Source organism: Candidatus Methylospira mobilis (assembly GCF_009498235.1).
In the GTDB taxonomy this organism is placed as follows: domain Bacteria; phylum Pseudomonadota; class Gammaproteobacteria; order Methylococcales; family Methylococcaceae; genus Methylospira; species Methylospira mobilis.
Genome location: NZ_CP044205.1, coordinates 2,790,770 through 2,812,465 on the forward strand (window position 1 = coordinate 2,790,770; position 21,696 = coordinate 2,812,465).

General features: G+C 53.0%; 21 protein-coding genes. 6 read left to right on the top strand and 15 right to left on the bottom strand.

What is annotated here, in order from left to right; genetic code table 11:
* Nucleotides 1–314: 314 nt before the first annotated feature.
* From F6R98_RS12635 to folE, 5 genes are all read right to left on the bottom strand, one after another.
* Nucleotides 315–1,769, bottom strand: a complete 1,455-nt coding sequence (locus F6R98_RS12635; protein ID WP_153249331.1) for an ATP-binding protein — start codon at nucleotides 1,767–1,769, stop codon at nucleotides 315–317.
* A 104-nt stretch (nucleotides 1,770–1,873) separates the two neighbouring features.
* Nucleotides 1,874–2,968 (bottom strand): YHYH protein, encoded by a 1,095-nt coding sequence (locus tag F6R98_RS12640; protein ID WP_194269925.1) that lies wholly within the window; start codon nucleotides 2,966–2,968, stop codon nucleotides 1,874–1,876.
* Nucleotides 2,969–3,135: 167 nt separating this feature from the next.
* Complete coding sequence (locus F6R98_RS12645) at nucleotides 3,136–3,384, bottom strand: hypothetical protein (RefSeq protein ID WP_153249333.1); 249 nt, start codon at nucleotides 3,382–3,384, stop codon at nucleotides 3,136–3,138.
* A 234-nt stretch (nucleotides 3,385–3,618) separates the two neighbouring features.
* The gene (gene hemH, locus F6R98_RS12650) at nucleotides 3,619–4,602 is read right to left on the bottom strand and encodes a ferrochelatase (protein ID WP_153249334.1); all 984 of its coding nucleotides are present in this window, start codon (nucleotides 4,600–4,602) and stop codon (nucleotides 3,619–3,621) included.
* An 8-nt stretch (nucleotides 4,603–4,610) separates the two neighbouring features.
* The gene (folE, locus tag F6R98_RS12655; protein ID WP_153249335.1) at nucleotides 4,611–5,156 is read right to left on the bottom strand and encodes a GTP cyclohydrolase I FolE; all 546 of its coding nucleotides are present in this window, start codon (nucleotides 5,154–5,156) and stop codon (nucleotides 4,611–4,613) included.
* A 191-nt stretch (nucleotides 5,157–5,347) separates the two neighbouring features.
* Here folE and F6R98_RS12660 point away from each other — a divergent pair, with 191 nt between their 5' ends.
* The 3 genes from F6R98_RS12660 to F6R98_RS12670 are packed head-to-tail and all read left to right on the top strand — an operon-like array spanning nucleotide 5,348 to nucleotide 8,015.
* A complete protein-coding gene (locus tag F6R98_RS12660) occupies nucleotides 5,348–6,244 on the top strand; it encodes a dihydropteroate synthase (RefSeq protein ID WP_153249336.1) in 897 nt (298 codons plus the stop codon).
* Nucleotides 6,241–6,960: an SDR family oxidoreductase gene (locus F6R98_RS12665; protein WP_153249337.1), complete on the top strand. Its 720-nt coding sequence runs from the start codon at nucleotides 6,241–6,243 to the stop codon at nucleotides 6,958–6,960. The genes F6R98_RS12660 and F6R98_RS12665 overlap by 4 nt, the downstream gene beginning before the upstream one ends.
* A complete protein-coding gene (locus tag F6R98_RS12670; RefSeq protein ID WP_153249338.1) occupies nucleotides 6,957–8,015 on the top strand; it encodes an L-histidine N(alpha)-methyltransferase in 1,059 nt (352 codons plus the stop codon). Before F6R98_RS12665 ends, F6R98_RS12670 begins: the two co-directional genes overlap by 4 nt.
* A 106-nt stretch (nucleotides 8,016–8,121) precedes the next feature.
* On the opposite strand, the gene dusA is transcribed toward F6R98_RS12670, so the two are convergent.
* Nucleotides 8,122–9,093 carry a tRNA dihydrouridine(20/20a) synthase DusA gene (gene dusA, locus F6R98_RS12675; protein ID WP_153249339.1) on the bottom strand — a complete coding sequence of 324 codons (972 nt, stop codon included), beginning with the start codon at nucleotides 9,091–9,093 and terminating at the stop codon, nucleotides 8,122–8,124.
* Between the two features lie 599 nt (nucleotides 9,094–9,692).
* On the opposite strand from dusA, the gene F6R98_RS12680 reads away from it, so the two are divergent.
* The 3 genes from F6R98_RS12680 (at nucleotide 9,693) to pnp (ending at nucleotide 13,409) form a co-directional block, all read left to right on the top strand.
* Nucleotides 9,693–10,736: a DUF475 domain-containing protein gene (locus F6R98_RS12680; protein ID WP_153249340.1), complete on the top strand. Its 1,044-nt coding sequence runs from the start codon at nucleotides 9,693–9,695 to the stop codon at nucleotides 10,734–10,736.
* Nucleotides 10,737–11,008: 272 nt separating this feature from the next.
* Nucleotides 11,009–11,278 carry a 30S ribosomal protein S15 gene (gene rpsO, locus F6R98_RS12685; protein WP_153249341.1) on the top strand — a complete coding sequence of 90 codons (270 nt, stop codon included), beginning with the start codon at nucleotides 11,009–11,011 and terminating at the stop codon, nucleotides 11,276–11,278.
* A gap of 52 nt (nucleotides 11,279–11,330) precedes the next feature.
* Entirely contained in the window at nucleotides 11,331–13,409 is a 2,079-nt protein-coding gene (gene pnp, locus F6R98_RS12690) for a polyribonucleotide nucleotidyltransferase (protein ID WP_153249342.1), read from the top strand.
* A gap of 135 nt (nucleotides 13,410–13,544) precedes the next feature.
* On the opposite strand, the gene F6R98_RS12695 is transcribed toward pnp, so the two are convergent.
* The 9 genes from F6R98_RS12695 to F6R98_RS12735 all read right to left on the bottom strand — a co-directional run bounded on the left by F6R98_RS12695 (nucleotide 13,545) and on the right by F6R98_RS12735 (nucleotide 21,644).
* On the bottom strand, nucleotides 13,545–14,354 hold the full coding sequence (locus tag F6R98_RS12695) for an EcsC family protein (RefSeq protein WP_194269926.1): 810 nt from the start codon (nucleotides 14,352–14,354) through the stop codon (nucleotides 13,545–13,547).
* 149 nt (nucleotides 14,355–14,503) lie between these two features.
* Nucleotides 14,504–15,040 (bottom strand): hypothetical protein, encoded by a 537-nt coding sequence (locus F6R98_RS12700; RefSeq protein WP_228124860.1) that lies wholly within the window; start codon nucleotides 15,038–15,040, stop codon nucleotides 14,504–14,506.
* 23 nt (nucleotides 15,041–15,063) lie between these two features.
* Nucleotides 15,064–15,270 (bottom strand): hypothetical protein, encoded by a 207-nt coding sequence (locus F6R98_RS12705; RefSeq protein ID WP_153249345.1) that lies wholly within the window; start codon nucleotides 15,268–15,270, stop codon nucleotides 15,064–15,066.
* 28 nt (nucleotides 15,271–15,298) lie between these two features.
* Nucleotides 15,299–15,916, bottom strand: a complete 618-nt coding sequence (locus tag F6R98_RS12710) for a hypothetical protein (RefSeq protein ID WP_153249346.1) — start codon at nucleotides 15,914–15,916, stop codon at nucleotides 15,299–15,301.
* Between the two features lie 117 nt (nucleotides 15,917–16,033).
* On the bottom strand, nucleotides 16,034–18,601 hold the full coding sequence (locus F6R98_RS12715) for a heavy metal translocating P-type ATPase (RefSeq protein WP_153249347.1): 2,568 nt from the start codon (nucleotides 18,599–18,601) through the stop codon (nucleotides 16,034–16,036).
* Between the two features lie 84 nt (nucleotides 18,602–18,685).
* Nucleotides 18,686–19,036, bottom strand: coding sequence for a hypothetical protein (locus tag F6R98_RS12720; RefSeq protein WP_228124861.1), 351 nt, complete (start codon nucleotides 19,034–19,036; stop codon nucleotides 18,686–18,688).
* A gap of 284 nt (nucleotides 19,037–19,320) precedes the next feature.
* Entirely contained in the window at nucleotides 19,321–19,707 is a 387-nt protein-coding gene (locus tag F6R98_RS12725) for a hypothetical protein (protein WP_153249348.1), read from the bottom strand.
* Between the two features lie 70 nt (nucleotides 19,708–19,777).
* Nucleotides 19,778–20,824 carry an AI-2E family transporter gene (locus tag F6R98_RS12730; protein ID WP_153249349.1) on the bottom strand — a complete coding sequence of 349 codons (1,047 nt, stop codon included), beginning with the start codon at nucleotides 20,822–20,824 and terminating at the stop codon, nucleotides 19,778–19,780.
* A gap of 10 nt (nucleotides 20,825–20,834) precedes the next feature.
* The gene (locus F6R98_RS12735) at nucleotides 20,835–21,644 is read right to left on the bottom strand and encodes a cytochrome C assembly family protein (protein ID WP_153249350.1); all 810 of its coding nucleotides are present in this window, start codon (nucleotides 21,642–21,644) and stop codon (nucleotides 20,835–20,837) included.
* Nucleotides 21,645–21,696: the final 52 nt, after the last annotated feature.

Consider the following 21,696-nt stretch of genomic DNA (forward strand, 5'->3'; position numbering starts at 1 on the left):
CCGCCTACACCTTTGCCTCAACTTCTCTTTGACCGCTAGAGTAAAGGGTTGTCCATTGTAACTTCCATATTCAATACGTTGCGCAATCTGCCGCAGGTTCGAGGGACAACAATCGAAAACCGGGCGGCATGCGCCGCTGGCAGCTCGTTTTCAGCTGATACCATACCGATCGGAATACTTGGCACTAATCGAAAGTACGCGGTTTCGTTCGTTTACGCACACTTTCCAGGAGCGCTTGGAGACTTGTTCAAACGCCTCTTTACTGAGATATCGCGCGGGTATTTCTTTCTCATGCCGCCATTTTACAATTTTCCTCAAAAATCATGAACAGCCCCAAAGAATGTTTGAGTAGAAGCAAGAACGGGCAAACGCACTTCCACTTTCAGGCCGCCCAAGGCCGATGCGCTTACCGCGATGCTGCCGCCATGCGCCTCCGTGATGTTCTGGCAAATGGCAAGCCCCAGCCCGGAACCACCATGATCTCGACTACGCGAAGCTTCAACACGGTACAAACGCTCGAACAGGCGCGGCAGCGCCTCATCGGGAACACCGGGAGCCGAATCCTGTACAATAATCAGAGCCTGACGGCCGTCGCACTCAATACTAATCTGAATCAAACCCTGCGCATCGGTATAGCGCGCACTATTTTCCATCAGGTTAACGAATAGTTGCGCCAGACGATCCGCATCCGCCGACACCTCTATTGCCTTCGCAGGCGACTCCACCTCCAGCGTGAGCTGCTGTCGGGCAAGACGCACGCTAAATGAATCGGCCACATCCTGTACCAGCTCAACCACATTGACGGTATATTTTCGATAGTTAAGCGCCCCCTGATCCGTCAAGGCCAGCTGATAAAGGTCGTCAACGAGCTTTCTCAGCCGTTGTACCTCTGCCACCAAAGACAAGAGCGTCGATTCGTCGAAAGGCCTCACCCCATCTTCCAGAGCCTGTAATTCTCCGTACAGAATTGTCAACGGCGTGCGTAACTCATGAGAAATATCCGCAAACCAGCGCTGCCGCGCATCGCGGCTTTTACTCAACGCATCAGCAAGCGCGTTGAAGTCCGTGGCCAGCTCACCCAATTCATCCCCGGTTGTTACCGGAATTCGCATATCGTAGTAGCCATCAGCAAGCTGCCTGGCAATTTCCGCCATTTTTCTAAAAAAACGGGTACGGTTGCGAGCAACGACCAGTGCGGCCAGCAAGGCCAATGTCAACACCAGAGCGACTATCAAAAACCAGGCCTGATTTTGGCGTTCTACAAAACGCAGATCGACACGATCCGTGATTTCGATCATGGGCATGATGCCAAGATAACCCACAGTCATCTCCGCATATTGAACGGGTTCCATCTTTTTAATATTAGTCAAAGCTTCCGGATTACCGGCTACAAAACGGCGATTTGCATCAAACAAACCGATGCGCGGCCCAATTCTAAGTGTATCGGGAGGAGGAACGTCTCTCTCTGAAAATGGCGCTGGAGGCGGCGGAAACCCGTCAGGTCCGGGCGGCGGCCGCCCAGACCCTGGACGCAAAATCCGTAACCAGGCTCCAGGGTTATCAACCAGGTTGCCCCAGCCGCTGTCCGGATCGTAGGCTTGCGCAACGCGCCTGGCCATCCCAGTTAAGTGCGTACGCTCCATGTCATTGAGATAATCCAAAAAACCCTGTCGAAAACTCCAGTGCATCAAGCCGGCAGTCAATCCCAGCACCACTAGTGCGAGCAATACAAAGACAATAAATAATTTATGCCAGATTTTTAAATGCATGGCTTCATTTCTTCACCCGTAAACCCGCGACAATACCATCAGGACAGCGGATTTTTGCCGGAATATCCCTTCCGCCCTCACAAGATGAAGTTTCGCAGGCGCCATCAATGATGCGGCAGCAAAGCGCCTGCGCCATTGCCGCTCCCCCCAGCTTGCGGGGCGGCGTGATCGGGTATAGCGGTGCTGCTCTGTGTTGCTACTACGCCATAATAGGTAGGTCCCAAAAAGTAGGGGAATACACCCTTGCCGTTCGCATCTACAGTCGTAAAATAAGCATAAGTGCCGTTTGGATAGTCAGGCGTTACCGTAAACCGTCCATTATGCTCATCCAGATGACCTGAATCTTTCACATAAACGTAATCTTCCGCATAGGAACCAAGCGCAACGGATGCAATGGATGGCCCATCTTCAGAAGCAGGCAGCACAGTGCCATCGGCCAAGCTAGTCCGATCATTCATATTACGTAAACTGTAACTGGACTTAATACGCACGAGACCGCCACTGCCATTGGGATTGGCGTAGCCGTAAGGCCCGTAAATCGGATAACCGTCCACAGCGAACCCCAATATCGGCGAGTGATGAGTACCGTCATCGCCCAGCTCTTCACGCAAGGAAGTCGGACTCTGATGATGGTGATATTCTCCCGGAAGATAGCCGCTCACTGCGGTGGTCGCATTGCGTAGCGGCGCAGGGTGACCGGGCGCGGTGTCAAAGCTTTGCCCTTCAAAAACATTAGCGTCCTGATGCCAAACCCCCTGATTCTGGTAGCTGAAGGCATCCGCATAACTGAAAATCGCAACCCCATTGACAAAAACGCCGATCGCACCCAAACCGACTTCAGTTAAGGTATTGGAAAGATTCGGTTGCGGATTGAGCGGAATGCCATAGATGGCCTGTATATTGGAAGCATAGGCCGGATTACCTGGAAATGGTCCGGTGGGGTAGGAAGGAACGCCCGAAGTCTGTATGTAAACCTTGCTAGCGGTCGAACTAACGCTGCTCACGTTGGCGGGTATCTGAACAGCAAGCGAGTTCAGCGTTGCATCAGGGCTGGAGCCGGTTACACCATTTTTATTAACTACCCAGGCCGTAACTGCGGGCGGCGAGCTGCCTGCGGCAAAAACCTGGGCGCTGTACCCGATGAAATCCAGGCTCAGGCCGAGAGCGATCAGTGCGCGATAAATTGCTGTGTACCTCATCGAAGTATTCTCCTTGTTAATATTGAGTGTAAGCAGCGCCATTGCGCCACGGTACAAAGCTTAATGCCTCTTTGTGCATAAAAATGGCAGAAATCATGGAGAAAATAAGGAGATTGAGACCGGGATGCGCTTCGTTATACGTCATTACGTCGACCCGCTGGGGAATTTCAATTGGGTCTTTGCCCTAGGCATCGAGGCGTCGCCATTTTTCGCGAAACCTGATCGGACATCCCAGCCTCCCTCAGGAGCGAAAAACCGGCTATAACTGTGCCTTCGGCCACCGCGCGCATCCCCGCGTGACCCGAAGACGGCGCTTCTCGCCGCAGATGGTTCGACGCCTTGTCGCAGGCCTGCAGGATTCCGACAAAATCCTGCCCGGCGCTAAAGGCTTCCGGGGACTGCTCGATTCGCTCCATATCTGGCAGCATCTAGCAGCGATGGAGTATCGCAGCGGTCATGCACAACGCTTGCGCCATAAACGATTTCCACGGTAGCCTTATCGCTGTTACTTTTCAAGTAGATTTAAGCGCGATTGCCCTGCAGGGGATCATTATAATCCTTGGGTTCTTGCAGGAATTCGGCTATTTTGAATAAATTAAACACAACCGGTTGCCAGCTGTAGTGAGTTTCCGATCTACCAATTACACCATTCACAACCTTTCTTTTATCAACCCCGCCACAAGCCGGGCGTGCCCCTCCCCCGCATTAAGCGCCGGAATATAACGGTAGGAAACGCCGCCCGCCGCCAGAAAAATGTCTCGATTGGTGATTGCGATTTCTTCCAGAGTTTCCAGACAATCCACGGCAAATCCGGGGCAAACCACATCGACGTTGAGTATCTCTTCGCACGGCAGTGATTTCAGCACATCGACACAATAGGGCTTGACCCATTCGGCCTTGCCGAAGCGAGATTGAAAAACCACGCGCCAGGCTACGTGCGGCAATCCCAGCTGTGCAGCTATCCGTTCGGCGGTATCCAGACATTGCTCCACGTAAGGATCGCCAAGGTCGCGACAGCGTTGCGGCAGGCCGTGAAAGGAAAACAGCAAAAGATCGGCAGCGCCATGCGCCGCGTGGAAAGACCGGATACTTTCGCTAACGGCAGCGATATAGGCCGGATCATCGTGATAGCCGGCAATAAAATTCAGCGCCGGGATACGTCTCCATGTTTTAAAAACGGCGGCTATCGCATCGAAGGCGCTGGCGGTAGTCGCCGCAGCGTATTGCGGATAGAGCGGCATAACGATCAGCTTGTCGACCTGCAAGCGCCGCAAGGCTTCCAGTCGTGATATTATTGAGGGATTGCCGTAACGCATCGCAATCTCCACCCGTATATCGTCGTGACCGTCGCTATCGAGAACCCGCCGCACGGCATCGGCCAGATCCTGCGTCAACGCCAACAACGGCGAACCTCTGTCCGTCCATATGCTTTTATAAGCCTTGGCCGACTTGCGCGGTCTCAAGCGCAAAACTATGCCATGCAGAATCAGCCACCACAGCACGCGAGGTATTTCCACGACGCGGGTATCCGATAAAAACTCGGACAAGTATCGTCTGAGCGCGGCGGGCGTCGGGGCGTCGGGCGTGCCGAGATTTAACAGCATCACACAGGTCTTTACGGGAGATGAAGCCATGGCGGCGGCTACTTGCGATTAATCAAATTGAGGAACTCCGAACGCGTGCTGAACTCCTTGCGGAATATTCCCAGCATGGAAGACGTCATCATCACCGAATTCTGCTTTTCGACCCCACGCATCATCATGCACAGATGTTTGGCTTCGATCACCACGGCAACGCCTCTCGGATTCACCGCGGTCTGTATTGCATCGGCTATCTGTTTGGTCAGTTTTTCCTGGATCTGCAAACGGCGTGCGTACATTTCCACGATGCGCGCTATTTTCGACAAGCCCAGCACTTTACCCTTGGGAAGATAAGCCACATGACATTTGCCGATAAACGGCAACAGGTGATGTTCGCAGAGCGAGTAAAGCTCTATATCCTTGACGATCACCATATCCTCGGTATCGGCTTCGAAAATGGCGTTATTTATCACGCCTTCGAGCGTCATATTGTAGCCGCTGTTGAGGTATCGGAACGCCGCTGCCGCGCGTTTGGGCGTATCGACCAGCCCCTCTCTCGTTTCATCTTCTCCTATATTCCGGATCAGTTGGGAGTAAGCGTCTTTCATAGTGCCTCTGGTATTATCAAATTGGGAATATTATAACCAGCCCGGGCAACTTGTTTTGACCCGTCATCGTACGGAATAAACAAGGCCGGCAATGGGAGCGGTATTATTGCACCACTATTCGATCCGCGCACGGTAAAATCCCTACCTGTAAACTAGGGTACTATCTACAACCAATGACAGGATGATTAGCCATGCTTGATCTGAATTATCTGTCCGGACTGGCCCGGATGCACGGCGGCCCGTTGCAGCAGCCCATGACGCGCGCCATGACCTTGCGCGGAGCAAGCTTTTCGCCCTGGCCCGAGGTGTCGATCATGGGGGTGGTGAATTTATCTCCCGGCTCCTGGTACCGGGAAAGCGTGGCTACCGGCGTGGAAGCCGCCGTGCGACGCGGACGGCGGCTGGCGGTGGAAGGCGCGCGCATCATTGATATCGGCGCCGAATCCACTTTATCGCATACCGCTCGCGTAGATGCTGCAACGCAACGCTCGAATCTGGTTCCGGTCGTGAGGGAACTCAGCGCCGACGGCATCCTGGTTTCGGTTGAAACCTATCATGCCGACGTCACCAAGGCATGTCTGCAGGCCGGCGCTGCTGTTGTCAACCTGACGGCGGGAGCCGATACGGAACCCTTTTATCGCATGGTTGCGGAACACGAGGCCGGCATCATCATCTGTTACGTGCAAAACGGCAAACATGTTCGCGACGTCGGCGACTTCCTGATGACCGGCGACCATACTCAGGCGCTTTACGATTATTTCGCGCGTGAAACCGAGCTGGCGGCCAGTCTGGGCGTGGAGCGCATGTGGATCGACCCCGGCTTGGGATTTTATTATCAAAACCTGAACGACAGCAAGTCCCGCATCCGATATCAGCTGGAAACGTTTCTGAACAGTTTTCGTTTACACGCCCTGGGCTGGCCGGTCTGTCATGCGCTGCCGCATGCGTTCGAATGTTTCGAGGAGGAAGTCCGTAGCGCCGAACCGTTTTTCGCTGTCATGGCCTTGCTTGGGCAAGCCGATTTGCTGCGCACGCATGAAGTCGCCAAGGTGCGCGGCGTGATCGAGGCGATGAAGATGATCTCATGAACAGGGTTGCGTTAATAACCGGGGCTGGGCGCGGATTGGGCGCCGCGCTTGCAATCAGGCTGGCGTATGACGGCTTTCGCGTGGCGGTGCATTACCGCTCCAGCACTGCCGGAGCCGAACGAACCTGCTCCGCTATCCAGGAATCAGGAGGGATTGCCGAATTGTTTTGCGCGGATCTGGCGCGCGATGCCGAGGCTCTGGCGCTTGCCGACAGCGTCGGCAAGCGTTTTGGCCAGATCGATCTGCTGATCAACAATGCTGGAATTTATCGGGAGCGGCGCGGTTTGCAGCTGAGCGAAGAGGAGTGGTTCGAAGGACTGAACTCGACCGTGACCCAGTCCTTTTTCACCACGCGCGCCTGTCTTCCCTGGATGCAGAAAGCCCGGCTCAAACGCATAATCAACATCGGCGACTCCAGTTGCGACCGGCCCGGCGCGCGCGACTACGCATTGAGCTACCATATCGGCAAAACCGGCTTATGGATATTGACGCGCTCACTGGCCGCTGAACTGGCCGCCGATGGCGTCGCCGTAAACATGGTCTCACCCGGCTTTCTCGAAAACAGCATCGGCAGTACCGGAGCCGAGTCCATACCGGCGGGCCGGCCCGGAAATTTCGGGGATATTTTTCAAGCCGTCAGATTTCTCGCGCTGGAAGCCCCGGCATACCTCACCGGTTCGAATCTGGTGGTCAGCGGCGGATGGAATCTGCGATGAATACCGAGTCGTTTCGGCCCGTGTGGGTACACCCGTCGCTGCGTGGCGAAATGCAGGCGAGAAAGCGTGCGGATTCGCTGTGTTTGGGAGAAATGGAGCACGCCTTCCATTATGTCGGCGTCAGACAAACACAGTTATGGCTGGAAGTACACCGCAACCATGCACCGATGTTCGGCGATCCCGCCTTCGAGGCTATCTATCGCCGGATTTTCACCGATGTTGCCGCAAACCTGAACGGGCAGCCGCTCCATGTAATTGGTCTCGGCACAGGTGGAGGACAAAAGGAAAGCCGGCTGCTGGAAGCTTTGCAAAGCGCGGGCTGCCCGTGCCGCTACACCCCGATCGATATTAGCCTGGAATTGGCATTGCTCTCCGCTGAAACGGCCGCCGGGAAATCGAGCTACGATATCATGCCGGTAGCGGGCGACCTTTCCCTGCTGAGCGAGCTTCCGGACTGGCTCGAACGCTACCCGGCCGGCGAGATGCGGATTTACACGGCTTTCGGACTGACTCCGAACTTCCTGCCAAGCTGGCTTTTCCCGCGACTGCATGGTGTTTTAAGACCACAGGACAAGCTGCTGCTGAGCGCAAACCTGGCATTGGAAAACGGTGCATCCGATACTGATGCAAGCTACCACAGTGCCTGCGCCGCCATCCTGCCGCAATACGATAATGCGGAAACGAGGCAGTGGCTCGGGCAGGTTCTGGTCGACTGGGGCATCGCGGAATATTTGACTCCGTTGCGCTTCACCATCAAACCCATCGAAAAGCTACAGGCCTTCGTCGCCCGCAGCACATGGCGGGAAGATGTTTCTTTCCCCTGGGAAGGCAAGTATTTTCAGGCGCGCAAAGGCGACGAACTAAGGCTTTTTTTCAGTCTGCGCTACACCCCAAAGCGGCTGGAAGAGGTGCTGAATCGACACGGTTTCACTCTCGGACCAGGATACTGCACGCCGTGCGGACGGGAAGGCGTGTGGCAGATGGCTTGTTACCAGATTGAATCATCCCATCCGGTAGAAAGCGAATATACATCTGGACAGCTGAGTTGGAAGTAACTGAAGGCGTTTCTGGCGCAGGCATTGCCGGGAGTTGAACCGAAACGCCGCACTGGACAATATTTAAACCCGGTTCGCTACGGCATATGGCGCGAAACCAGCCTGCTCAGCCGGGATGTTTCCCTGCTTCCAGCAACACTTCAATGCCCGATCCCGGTTTCCATGCGTTTTCGCTTAAATAACGCCGCCACTGACGCCCACCGGGTACTCCCTGAAACAACCCCAGAATATGCCGGCTCAATGCCTGCAAACGCACCCCTTGCGCCAACTCGCGTTCTACATACGGAATAAAACGTTCCAGCACTTCATGGCGCGTCGGCGCCGCACCATGCTCGCCGAATATGAGGCGGTCGGCATCGGCCAATAAATACGGATTATGGTAAATGGCGCGTCCCATCATTACGCCATCGAAAACCGTCAGGTGTTGCCGCGCTTCATCCAGCAATTGCACCCCACCGTTCAGTATGATGCGGAGATTGGAAAAGTCGCGCTTCAAATCGGCGGCCATGTCGTAGCGTAGCGGCGGTATGTCGCGGTTTTCCTTCGGCGATAACCCTGACAACCACGCCTTGCGCGCATGAACTATAAAAGTATGGCATCCTGCAGCCTTTACCGTCCCGACAAAAGCCGTCAATGCCTGATAACTGTCCTGATCATCGACGCCAATACGGGTTTTGACCGTCACAGGAATACCGGCTGCAGCCTGCATCGCGGCTACACAGTCCGCCACCAGTTGCGGCTCCTTCATCAGGCAAGCCCCGAAGCGACCTTTCTGTACGCGATCGCTGGGGCAGCCGACATTCAGGTTGACTTCGTCGTAGCCAAAATCTTCCGCTATGCGCGCGCATGCCGCCAGATCAGCTGGATCGCTGCCGCCCAGCTGCAATACCAGCGGATGCTCGGCGTCGTTAAACCCGAGCAATCGGGCGCGATCTCCGCGCAGTACCGCCCCCGTCGTAACCATTTCCGAATAAAGTTGCACATGCCGGCTGATGGTTCGCAGAAAAAAGCGGCAATGCCTGTCGGTCCACTCCAGCATCGGAGCGCAAGAAAGTCGATAAGAGGGAAACTGAGACATCAAGCATAATCTTTAATATCCAATCGTGGAAATTTACCAGATTCGACGATGCAGAGTATATCTTTCCACTCAAAAAGTGCCAGTTAAGCGCCATGGAACACAAGTAATCAAGCAACGCTTCAGCATAATACCGCCGCCGAAGAAGAAGTGAGAAGGAAGTCAGGGTGAGACCTTCTGCGCCCATGGAAGACCGCAGAGAGCTTCCAGAGCCTGTCCTGGGCGGTAGCCGAAGGGAATGGACTGGCAGCGTGGTTAATGTAACCGACACCTTTCCGCCTGTCTCGACTGGCTTGCCTCAACCCGACTGCTTCGGTCATGACTCAAAAGCACTCACTGAATAGTAAGGTAATTAATGGAATTACCCTTAAAGTAGAACTTGTTGTTTTGCCAGTTTTTGTCCTGGTTTGGTATACTTGCTGGGAATCGGGGGGCTACAGTTACAGTTCAGCCTGTTGAAGCCTGCCTGCACCGGCTCGGGCTTCCAGGGCATGAGCGCCCGAGCCGTGCTCGATACTCCAGCTATTGCCTCTTTTTACAGGCCATAAAATGGGTATTCCCAAGGTACTCGGTCTGCTGCACTTTCAAACAAACTGCCACCTATGAAACATTTCGCATCATCCATAATCGTTACGCTGGTCGGTTTGAGCGTCGCTTACTACTGGGCAGGTTTTCCGGGACTATCGGTGGCATTTCTGCTGGGCCTCATGGAAGTCAGCCTGTCTTTTGACAACGCCATTGTCGATGCCTCCATACTAAAAAACATGAGCGCGCAGTGGCAGCGGCGCTTCCTGACCTGGGGCATGCTGTTCGCGGTGTTTGGCGTGCGTATGCTGTTGCCGCTGATGATCGTGTCGTTGACCAGCGGATTATCACTGACTGAGGTTGCGCACATGGCCGTGCAGCACCCTGATCTTTATGCCCGCCATATCGAACAATCTCACATGCAAATTTCAGCATTTGGCGGCATGTATCTGCTGATGGTGTTTTTTTCCTTCTTTTTCCGCGCAACCAAATCGGTGCACTGGCTCAGGTGGCTGGAAAAACGGCTGTCCCGTTTGGGAAAACTGGAATCCATAGAAGTCGCGCTCGCGCTTGGCATATTAATGGGGGCTCAATATTTTCTGCCGCAGGAATCGCGTCTGCCGGTACTATTGTCAGGCGTTATCGGAGTTGTACTTTTTGTCATCATCAAAAGCGCCTCGAAAATTGTCGAGGATAGCGAATCCCCTCAAAAAGTGGCGAACCAGGGCTTTAGCGCGTTTGTTTACCTGGAAATACTGGATTTGTCGTTTTCGTTGGATGGCGTAATCGGCGCATTTGCAATTACTCAGGATATCGTCATTATTCTGATCGGCCTTATCATGGGCGCGATGGTCGTGCGTAACTTTACGCTGTTTCTTGTGCGTAGAAGCGCGCTGGACGAGTTTCTATTCCTCGAGCACGGCGCTCACTATGCGATAGGCGCCCTGTCACTGCTAATGCTGTACACGCTGTTTGCCGAAGTTTCGGAAATCATCACCGGCACACTGGGTATGAGCATCATACTGCTGTCTCTGTGGTCTTCCATACGCCACCGGAGACAAACGCAACAACAACCGCAGCCCCTTGCCAAAGCTGTCGCCAGGGTTAAGCGAAGAAAATGAAACGAGCCATACATCAAGCACGTACCCTTTTTTAAAACAGGGCAACTATTCAGTTAAATTAAAAATTCCGGATAAGTTTTTACGCGATGATCGTAACTTTACAATGCGCAGGGCACGTTGTGCGTACCCTGCCTGGTCTGAGCGACAAAGTCTTGACAGCATTCCCCCATACCGGTAGCTGAATGCTTACAAATTTGTTTCTTGTCTCAAGGGGCTTTATCTCGGTATAATGTGTAATTAGATTGTGAATTTATCCTGGAGTACACATACACATGCCTTACACAGCTGTAGAAAAACGCGCTGTTGTCGAACAATATCAGCGCGCACCCAATGACACCGGTTCGCCGGAAGTACAAGTTGCACTGTTGACTACCCGCATCAATCATCTGGCCCCCCATTTTTCTCAAAACAAAAAAGACCATCATTCCCGTCAGGGACTTCTGCGCATGGTCAATCGGCGGCGTAAACTGCTGGACTACCTTAAAGACATGGATGTCGAGCGTTATCGCTCATTGATCGAAAAACTGGGCTTGCGCAAATAGCGCAGGACGATGTGAGCTAGCCGCCTGATCAGATAAGGGAAAGGAAAAAATAGTGAAACCTATCCGGAAAGAATTTAACTTCGGTAACCGCCTTGTAAGCTTTGAAACTGGTGAAATTGCCCGTCAGGCTGACGCAGCAGTGATGGTGGACATGGAAGGAACCGTGGTACTTGTAACTGCGGTAGGCGTCAAGGATAACAGCAAGGATAGCGATTTCTTTCCGCTCACGGTCAACTATCAGGAAAAAGCCTACGCCGCAGGAAAAATACCCGGCGGTTTTTTCAAAAGGGAAGGACGCCCCAGCGAAAAGGAAACCCTGACCGCCAGATTGATAGACCGCCCCATTCGCCCCCTATTCCCTGAAGGTTTCGTCAACGAAGTACAGATCGTCGCGACTGTCATGTCGCTGAATCCTGAAATAGATCCGGACATTCCCTCATTGTTGGGCGCATCAGCGGCATTATCGTTATCGGGCATGCCCTTTCAAGGTCCTGTAAGCGCGGCTCGCGTCGGTTACCGCGATGGTCAGTACCTGCTCAATCCAGGCAAATTCGAACTGGAAACTTCGGAGCTGGATCTGGTTGTCGCCGGCACGGAAAAAGCGGTACTGATGGTTGAATCGGAAGCGAAGATACTATCCGAAGAGATCATGCTGGGAGCGGTGATTTATGGTCACGAGCAGTCGCGCGTAGCCATTCAGGCGATCAACGAACTGGTTGCCGAAGCCGGCGTAACGCCATGGAGTTGGACGCCGCCCGTCGCAGACGAAGCGCTTAATCAGGCTCTGGTCGCTGCGGCGAAAGAAAGCCTTGTGGCGGCATACCACATACCTGAAAAGCAACTACGGCAAAAAGCACTGAAGGAAGCGCGCGCGGCGGCGGTTGCAGCACTGACTTCAAGTGAACAATATAGCGAAAAAGCGGTAAAGGCAGCACTGGAAGCTCTGGAATACCGTACCGTCAGACACAGCATATTGACCGAAGGTAAACGCATAGACGGCAGAGACATGAAGACTGTTCGCCCGATCAGCATACGCACCGGCGTACTTCCCAGAACCCACGGCTCAGCGCTGTTTACACGCGGTGAAACCCAGGCCCTGGTCATAGCGACGCTGGGTACCGGCCGCGATGCGCAATTGATCGACGCGATTGACGGCGAGTACAAAGATAACTTCATGTTCCATTACAACTTTCCTCCATACTGTGTCGGAGAAGTCGGCATGGTGGGCTCGCCGAAACGCAGGGAAATTGGTCATGGCCGTCTTGCCAAGCGCGGCGTACAAGCCATTATGCCCAGTCAGGATGAATTTCCTTACGTAGTCCGCGTGGTTTCTGAAATTACCGAATCTAATGGTTCGAGTTCAATGGCTTCAGTATGCGGCAGCAGTCTGGCGCTGATGGACGCGGGCGTACCGACCAAGACGCCGGTAGCCGGTATTGCAATGGGTCTCATCAAGGAAAATGACAGCTTCGCCATTCTCAGCGACATCATGGGCGACGAAGATCATCTAGGTGATATGGATTTCAAGGTCGCCGGCAGCCGTAACGGTATCACCGCCCTGCAAATGGATATCAAGATCGACGGCATTACCAGCGAGATCATGCGCGTTGCGCTGGATCAGGCTCGCGAAGGCCGTCTGCATATCCTGTCGAAAATGGATGAAGCATTGGCGACTCCGCGCCAGGAAATGTCGGACTTTGCGCCTCGTATCGTTACCTTCACCATAGACCCGAGCAAAATTCGCGAAGTTATCGGCAAAGGCGGCGCTACCATTCGCGCCATTACAGAAGAGACCGGCGCCAGCATTGATATTAGTGATGACGGTATTATCAAGGTAGCTTCGGTTGACCGGCAAGCCGGCGCTGAAGCGCGCCGCCGCATCGAAGATATCATTGCGGAAGTCGAGGTCGGCAAGATTTACGAAGGGAAAGTCGTACGCTTAATGGACTTCGGCGCCTTTGTAACCATACTGCCGGGCAAGGACGGTTTGGTTCACATCTCGCAAATATCGGACGACCATGTTGAAAAAGTCAGCGACAAACTGACGGAAGGCGACATCGTACGCGTCAAAGTACTGGAAATTGATCGTCAGGGGCGTGTACGTCTGAGCATGAAATCGGTCGATTTATAAAAAACACCTTAGCCGAGCCTTACCAACCCCATCTGCCGATGGGGTTTTTAGTTTTCTAGCAGTGTCTAAACAAATCCCCGGCCTGCCAAAGACATAAAAGCCTTTAAGTACCGAGAGAATAAAACTGGTTAAGGATCAAACACAAACAGCACCGCGATGATCCAGCAACCATTGCTCCTGAAACACACGTTGCGCGGTTCTGCCGGCCTGTTTGATAAAGGCGCGGCTTAAATAGGCATTCATTGCAATGCCGAAACCGGGAATGGCTGAACCGACCTGAAAGCCGAATACAAGTTTCTGCAACATCCGGGCTGCGGTATCTCTCACCGCCTGATCGACAAGACTTTGCTGTATATGAGTTCGATAATCTGCGAACGCAACCTGTTTTTGCTGCGGATCCTCCGCCATGGATAAAGCCAGAATATACAAAGCCAGATTTTTTCTACGCTCTCGCGTGTTCTGATACCCATAGGACAGCCCGACGCGATGAATAACGGTCATCGCGTTAGCCAGCAGCACCGGGGTACTGCCCAAAACAGCAATCGGGCCGCCGGTTCCGGACGCCACCCCCATCCCGATGGCAATTTTCTTCGCGTCCTTGACCACATGGTCAGCTATGGCGTCGGCAACTTCCAGCGGCTGATTATGCAGATCGGTCCATGAAAAAATATTAAATCCTCTGACGAACGGGTCACCAAGCAATTCGTCGCCGTCATTGGCCAATCGCTCGGCCATGTCATCCATACGCTCCATTAAAAAAGTAACGCCTGAACGGGGCAATACCCGGTCTACCGCGTGGCCGGCACGCCGCGCAATAGGGTCGAGCAGCTTCGCCAGCACACTCAGCCCGGACTCGCTCCGTTTCCATGCAGCCACATCGCGCAACCGGGCAGATTCGTAATTACTCAGCGGCTTGTGAGTGGGACGATAACGAGTAAAAAACATGATCTCGACTCTGAATGGGAATATACACGCTATAAGGAGGAAACACATTCCCCCTGATTTCTCAGATTAACGCCAAGCTGAGCGGCTTCACGAGAAATCCGCTTTTTGTGGTGAAGAGGATGAAGTCCCGCGTCCAGGTAAAGGCGTAATTATCGTATACGCCGCGGATACCTTTTATCGATATCGTCCAGAAAACGATTAATTTGCTTCAATGCAAGATTCATTGCATTAGACGAGGAATATTTCTGGCGCCATCTTTCGATTCGGGCAGCCCTGCCGGGCAACAAAACCAGCACACCGACGACAAAAAAAGGCGTCCCCAATACTCCAGGTAGAATAATACCGGCAATACCGGCTCCTACCAACAGCCAAGCGACTTCATTACTCATTTCCGTCAATCTGACGGCAAGTCTATCGCCCTCCCTCATTCCCGGCCCGGTCAGTTCAGGCATGATCGCGACCGGCAAGGTATTCCGTTCCGTCTTCAATGCTTTGGAGTCGGCCGCTTTTTCTGGCGGGTCAGAGTATTCATCGATAACAGCAGCGGCCACCGCCTCCCCTTTACCACTCGCCAGGGATTCAGTAGCCGCGTTCGAAATCGAGGATATAGCTTTCCCTTTCCTTGACTTAACCGGGAGGGCTCTATTACGCGTTTTTTTCGTGGTTTCGTTCACATTAAAAATCAAATCAGATTAAATCAACGGGAACCTTACCAGGCAAAAATTTCATCGGTATAAGGCTTGATCGTGCCGTTTTGCACCATCGCCTCAAGCTCGGATGTAATTCTACGCTCATCGCTATCCAGTACATCGTAAAGCTTGCGTAAATGCTTACGGCGACGATCTACTTCAAACGCCATTGCTGCGATAAAAATTGCCGCGAAAACTACCGTCACGGTTTCTGCTGCTTGTCCCATTTCACTTTACCTCTCGTCACAATATAAATTAACCGCCCATCACATCTTTTGAGCCTGACCGTATAATCTCTATCGACCCTTTTATGCCGTCACGATGCAGCTTATCCTTGATATCCTGCTCAATATCGCGGCTACGGCGGTGCAAATGTACAAAACGTAAAAACCTTTGCAAGGTTTCCAGCACTGCCGCACCATCTGTGATCAAGCCGAGATTAAGCCTGAAACCATGGTAATCGTTGTCGTCTTCGTGATAGTTATGCGCATGTAAATCATGCACCAGGATAATCGGATCCTTACCTATCATATCAGGATGCCTCTTCACCAGATTCATGGATTGTTCACGGCTAAGAACAAACAGCGCATCGCCTTCCTGATATTCGCGTATCATCGCAAAATTGTCGCGTATGACTTTTGCCGATACTGACTTCCAGCCCGTGTCGATGATAAAAAAACGAAACCGCAACAGCGCGCATTCCTCGGACGTGTCGCCTTCTCCGCAATAATGCGCTGCGTCTTCCGGTTGCTGCGCAGCCAAAGCTGCTGCGCCTTCGCTTTCACTTGCGGCTTTTATTTCAATCCCAGGCTGCTTGGCCTTGCCGCGCCCCCCTGAAGACTTGACTGATCCACCTGCATTCGTCGTCGCCATAACTATTTTCCACAAAAAAAAGAAATACTCTGTACTTTTAGCGCTTCACTACGTCGCTCAGGCAACTGAAGGAAACATTGCGCATCCCTGCGCAACGCTGTCGAATTATTGCGCTGATTAGTGTAATTCTTCCGCATGTCCGTCTATGGTGTAGCCTGACGCTTTCAACTCGAGCTCCAGACGATGCCGACGCTCGGCTTCGAGCTGAGCGACCTTGCGCATAGGCCGCACACCATTCGCCAACGCACCCAATGCCGCAACATTATTGGTCAACACCGAAACGCCGATACCGAATCCCAATGTAAACACACCGGCAACGCAGGCCAGGTTCGGCAATAATATCATGATCCAGCTATTGCGCACATTGTCACTAAGACTACGAGCGATATCACGCAACTCGCACAGTTTACCGAGACCCTGCTCCATGAATACGATATGTGCGGTATCCGTTGCAATAGAGGTCGCTCCGCGCAGTGAAATCGAAACATTAGCCTGTTTCAACGCAATCGAATCGTTGATGCCATCGCCGATAAAGCAAACCGTGCGTCCTTCCTTTTGAAGCTTTTCAACGTAGTCGGCCTTGTCGGCGGGCAATACCTGGGCAAAATAACGATCCATGCCCAACTCTTCGGCCAGCTTTTTAGTCGGCGCTTCGTGATCGCCGGAAATGATGGCGAGATGTTTGATGCCTCTCTCTCTGAGACCGCGAATAATGTCCTTGACCTCCGGACGTACAGCCGCCTGCAACTCCAATGCCCCGCCCAGATGGTCGTCAACCCCGACCATAACCAGAGTATTGCCGTCCACATGCGCAGCATCAAGCGCCGCTTCAACTTCGGGGGTAATCGCAATTCCTTCCATTTCCATGAAACGCCTGCTGCCCACCCGTATGGTGCGACCGTTAATACCGACGCTGATGCCATAACCTACCTTGTACTGCGTCTCGTCGGTTTTGGCCAGCTCAATGCCCAGCTCTTCCGCTTTGTGAACGATAGCCAATGCGATCGGGTGATGGAACTTTTGTTCCGCCGTGGCGGCATACATCAAAATCTCATTTTCAGCAAACCCGTTGGAGGTAATGATACGCCCAACCTCGGGCCGCTCGCGGGTTAAAGTACCGGTTTTATCGAACAATACCGTATCCACTTTGTTCATCAGTTCCAGCGCCCTGCCATCCTTGACCAGAATGCCTTTCTGAGCGCACAGCGCCAGGGTGGACAGCATCGCCAACGGCGCCGCCATGCGAATGCCGGTTCCCATGTCGCTGTTCAGTACCGCAACGCCGCCCGCAGGACCCATGGCGGCCAGAGCTAGCGCGCCTAGCGCCAAAGTAGGCGCCACGGCCTGATCGGCCATGCGCTCGCCGGCATTCTGGGAAGATAATTTATAACCGGCCGTATCGTTCAGAATCTGGCTGATTTTCGCGGAAGCAGTTTCGCTGCCTGCCTTTTCCACCGATACGTAGATTTTCCCGGCTACCATGATAGTCGAAGCAAATACGCGATCTCCGGCGCCTTTCTCGGCCGGCGTCGATTCGCCGGTTAAAGCATGCTGGTCTATCATGGCCATACCCTCGACGATATGACCATCAACCGGCACCATATCGCCGGTATGAACAACGACGGTATCCCCCTGCTCGAGTTTGTCGAGCGAAACCTCGGTTTCCACACCATCCTTGTAAAGCCAGACAAAGCGCGGATGCTTGCCGAATGCGCTAAGCAAAAGCTTTTTCGAGTTGTCTTCGGTCTTTTTTACCAGCATGCGTCCGAAGGACAGGCACAAAGCAAGTACCGCACCCGGCAAAACCTGCATGGTTGCAAGACAACCGACTACTACAACAGCGTCAAGGAGATCCACGCCCAGCCGCCTTTCCTTGAAGAGGACTTCATAAGCACCCTGAAAACTCGGCAAGGTAGTGTACGCAAAAACTACAGCCGATACCGGCAGCAATGCCGGAACGGCGAATTGCGCAACGCCGGCAACGACCAGCGACCCGCCGCACACAATGAGATCGAGATCCAGCTTATCCAGCTCGGCCTGATGTTCGGCGTTGGACAGGGCACAATCCAGAATATCTATAATTTGATTGCGCGTCAGACGCCGCGGATCGTAATCGATCTGCACCGTACAATTCATAGCGTGCGTTTTATATCGTTCAACGCCCAATACGCTCATCAGCTCGCGTTCGACTGCTTCGCAAAGCGCGCTTTTACGGTAAAGCACCGGGTTTTTGACTTTCAAAAAACCGACGCGTTCGGAAATAATCTGAAATCCGCTGACGAAGCGGCCATAACGATGAAAATGAAGTACGCCATGCCGGTCCTTGGCTGTTTCCAGCGGCGCCACGCGCGGCAAGGCAGATGCAGCATCGGTAGACGGTGAGCCATTGGCAGCCAATACTTCCGCCAACAATGCCAGTGTCTGCTTGACGGTAAAATGTTTTGCGTCAAAGTGCAAATCCACCCTGGCGTTGTTTCCGGTATGTATGATTGCACTGGAGATTTCCTGACGGGTAAATACCTTCTGCAGGAAGCGTTCGACATGATGACCATGCCCCTCATCCGTGAACGGTGCAGCATTATCGATACGAATCACACCTTCTGCGGGCGTACTGACGCTCAAGGGCGCGCCACTCTGCCGGTTTACGGGATTGGCTACACGTTCCAACCTGCCATCATCAAACATCAAAAACTCCAAAAAAATTTAAAAAAACGGGTAGCATGAGCACGTTCCCGTTAAACAGGAACAGGAACGTGCCTGGATATGGAATCAGGCCGGGGCGCTCTGAAAGGAATCGGAGCGGTAGCCTTTGGCTTCGTTCACGGCGTCAATGGCTGCGCGCCCGCCGTCGACAAACCCCTCCACGACAGGATTATCCTGAGGAAGTGATTTGGCAACAAATACGGTCGCATAGACAATGCCGTAAGAAAGCATATAAGACCCCGTATAGGCAAAACGCGATGCCGAACGCAGCACATCCGGGCCTACCTCTCTGATACGTTCGCTGGCGCGTTGCGCATCTTCGGATGCCTGATTTACAGCATCCTTCATTGCATCGGCCACGGATTTCAGCGGATCCTCCTGAGCGAGGGTTTCCTGCGTTTGAGTTTTTGCAACCATATTTTGATCTCCAAGTTTATTTCAGCGGTGAAACGGCCAATACCGTTACCCTCATTGTATGGGATTCATGTGAAGAAGCAAGGGAAGCACTGAGTTAATCGTTTTTCCCGGCAATCATGAAACACAACCTATTGACTTTAATTTTGATGTTGTTGAGTTATTTTAATAAACTCAAGCTGCAAATCGGAACTGCGATCTGATAGCTTAGATGTGGGACAGGCATAACCTCTGAAAGTTCAGATATTGATAGTAACAATAGATTATTACAGGATGGTGACAGAAATTTACCAACCGGTTCCCCACATCATCCCGGTGCCGCTACCCCCCCCCCACATACCCCAATCCACCGCTGTATTATCGTTGACTTCCGCAGCCGACCGCTGATCTTCGGTAAGCCCTTTTTGTACCGCCAGCAATTGATAGCGCTGATAAGCGGCTTCATCTCCGGTATATACGCACCGGCAATTTTCCGCGTCCGCATAGACATAGACTATGGCTTTTTCCTTTTCGTGCGGCACCAGCCTGAACTGCGTCAGTTCTCGCGCATGCGCCATTTTTTCCGGGGTCTCGGCAAGATTCATCTTAAATCCGGCTGCTGCCAGCAGCTGCTCCGTATCCTCCGCTTTGACGGCATCAAGCGCAGCACAACCGCACAGCATCGGGATTGTCATAACGGTAAAGACGGCACCACGAAGGAACACGGGGTTCGTCCGGAAAAGTTTACCAATAAGCGATTTATAATTAATAAGCATTGCGCTCCTCTAGCCAGTTCAAAAGCAATACATAGGTTACCGCCAATAAAGTCGGCCCCAGGAATATCCCTAGCACGCCCCAAGCGACCAAGCCACCTATCACGCCTACAAGAATAATGGCCATTGGCGTGCCTGAGCCGCGGCTGATCAGATAGGGTTTCAAAAAATGATCGCAGAGGGTATTGATAGTCAACCCCCATACAATTAGAAATATCATCCAGCCATGATGCTCCTGGTATCCCAGCCAGATCGCGGCCGGAATCCAGATAATGCGCGTCCCGATTTGCACCATCGCGGCCAGAAAACCGGCAAAACCCAATAGCACGGGCGCCTGCATACCGGCCATGTAAAGCCCGATCGCCACGGTTATCGATTCGATCAAAGCCGTACCGATGACTCCCCAGGTCACACCACGTATATTAAGTTCGGCAACCTTGAGCAGCTTGCAACCGCCCGGTTCATCCAGGCGGCGCGCGAAACGGTTAACCAGCCAGTGCAGATACTCCCCGTTGGCCAAAATAAAACCGCTCAATAATACTGCCAGCAAAAACTCCAGTATGGCCAGCCCCAGGTGAGCGCTTTGTGACAACAGGAATTTCACGCCCTGTTCCAAATAAGGTTCTACCGCCTTGAAAACCTGAGCCAGGTTGTGGTTTAAAGCCTGCCAGGCGCTCGTGATATCACCGCCAAGCACCGGGGTTTGCGCTAACCATGCTGGCGGGGACGGTAAACTCAAAGTGGAAAGGTTATGCGCAAATTGACTGATGCTCTCGGCATGCTCAGACAAAGAACGCCCGATCAACAACAACGGCACCACAAAAACAATCAATAACAGCAGGGTAACCAGTATTGCCGCCAGATTAACGTTCCCGGCCACGCGCTGTTTCAAGCCGACAAAAAAAGGCCAGATGGAGACGGCGATGATGATGGCCCAGCCTAAAGCGCCGAGCAGTGGCGAGGTGATGCGCAGACAGGCCAGAATCAACGTACTGACAATCACCAGAGACAGAATACGCTCAAAAAATCTTTCTTTCATTGCGTCACCCTTAGCTCCTGTGCAATATCCATTCAAGTACGATTTTGCTGCCGAAATACGCCAGCATCAAGGAAACGAATCCCGCCAGCGTCATCTGTATCGCGATCTTGCCGCGCCAACCATTGATGCCGCGTCCCGCCATCAATGTACCGAACACCAGCCAGGCCATGATCGACAGCACGGTTTTATGCGCCAAATGCTGGGCAAACAAATCGTCGATAAATATAAAACCGGTGATCAGAGCAACTGTCAGCAACAGGAAACCGACCCCCATAAGTTGAAACAGCAGCCTCTCCATGGTTTGCAGTGGAGGAAGCGAACGCGCGAAACGTCCTGCGCTATGATGGGTATGCAGTTGCCAGTCCTGATAGGCCACGAGTACGGCCTGAAGCGCCGCGATATTCAGAAAACTGTAAGCGAGCATGGAAGTCAGTATATGTACATTCATCTGCCATGCATGGGTTTTCAACGGATGCGCTGTTTCCGGCACCAGCACGCGTATCAACAATATCAGCCCTGCCAACGGGAAAATAACCAGCCCAAGCTTATCGAGAGGACGAAACAGCGCCGCAAGCAACAAAACGACCACGATCAGCAAAGCCGCAAGCGAGGAAACGCTCATGAAACTGAAGTTGACCTGCCCTGCCCAATCGCACATGTCGCTCAGACTAAAGCCATGCAACGCCGCAGCCGGGTATGCAAACGCCAGCGTACCGGCTCGCTTTGATTGAGCGTACTCGAACCCCAGCGAACGAAACAGCACAAAGGTAGCGGTAAAATAAGCGCTGGCGGAAACGATAGCGATTGCTGATAGATTCATCGTGAGTTTTCTCCTGCCGCCTAGTCTGGCACAACTTGCCGGCAAGTTGAAG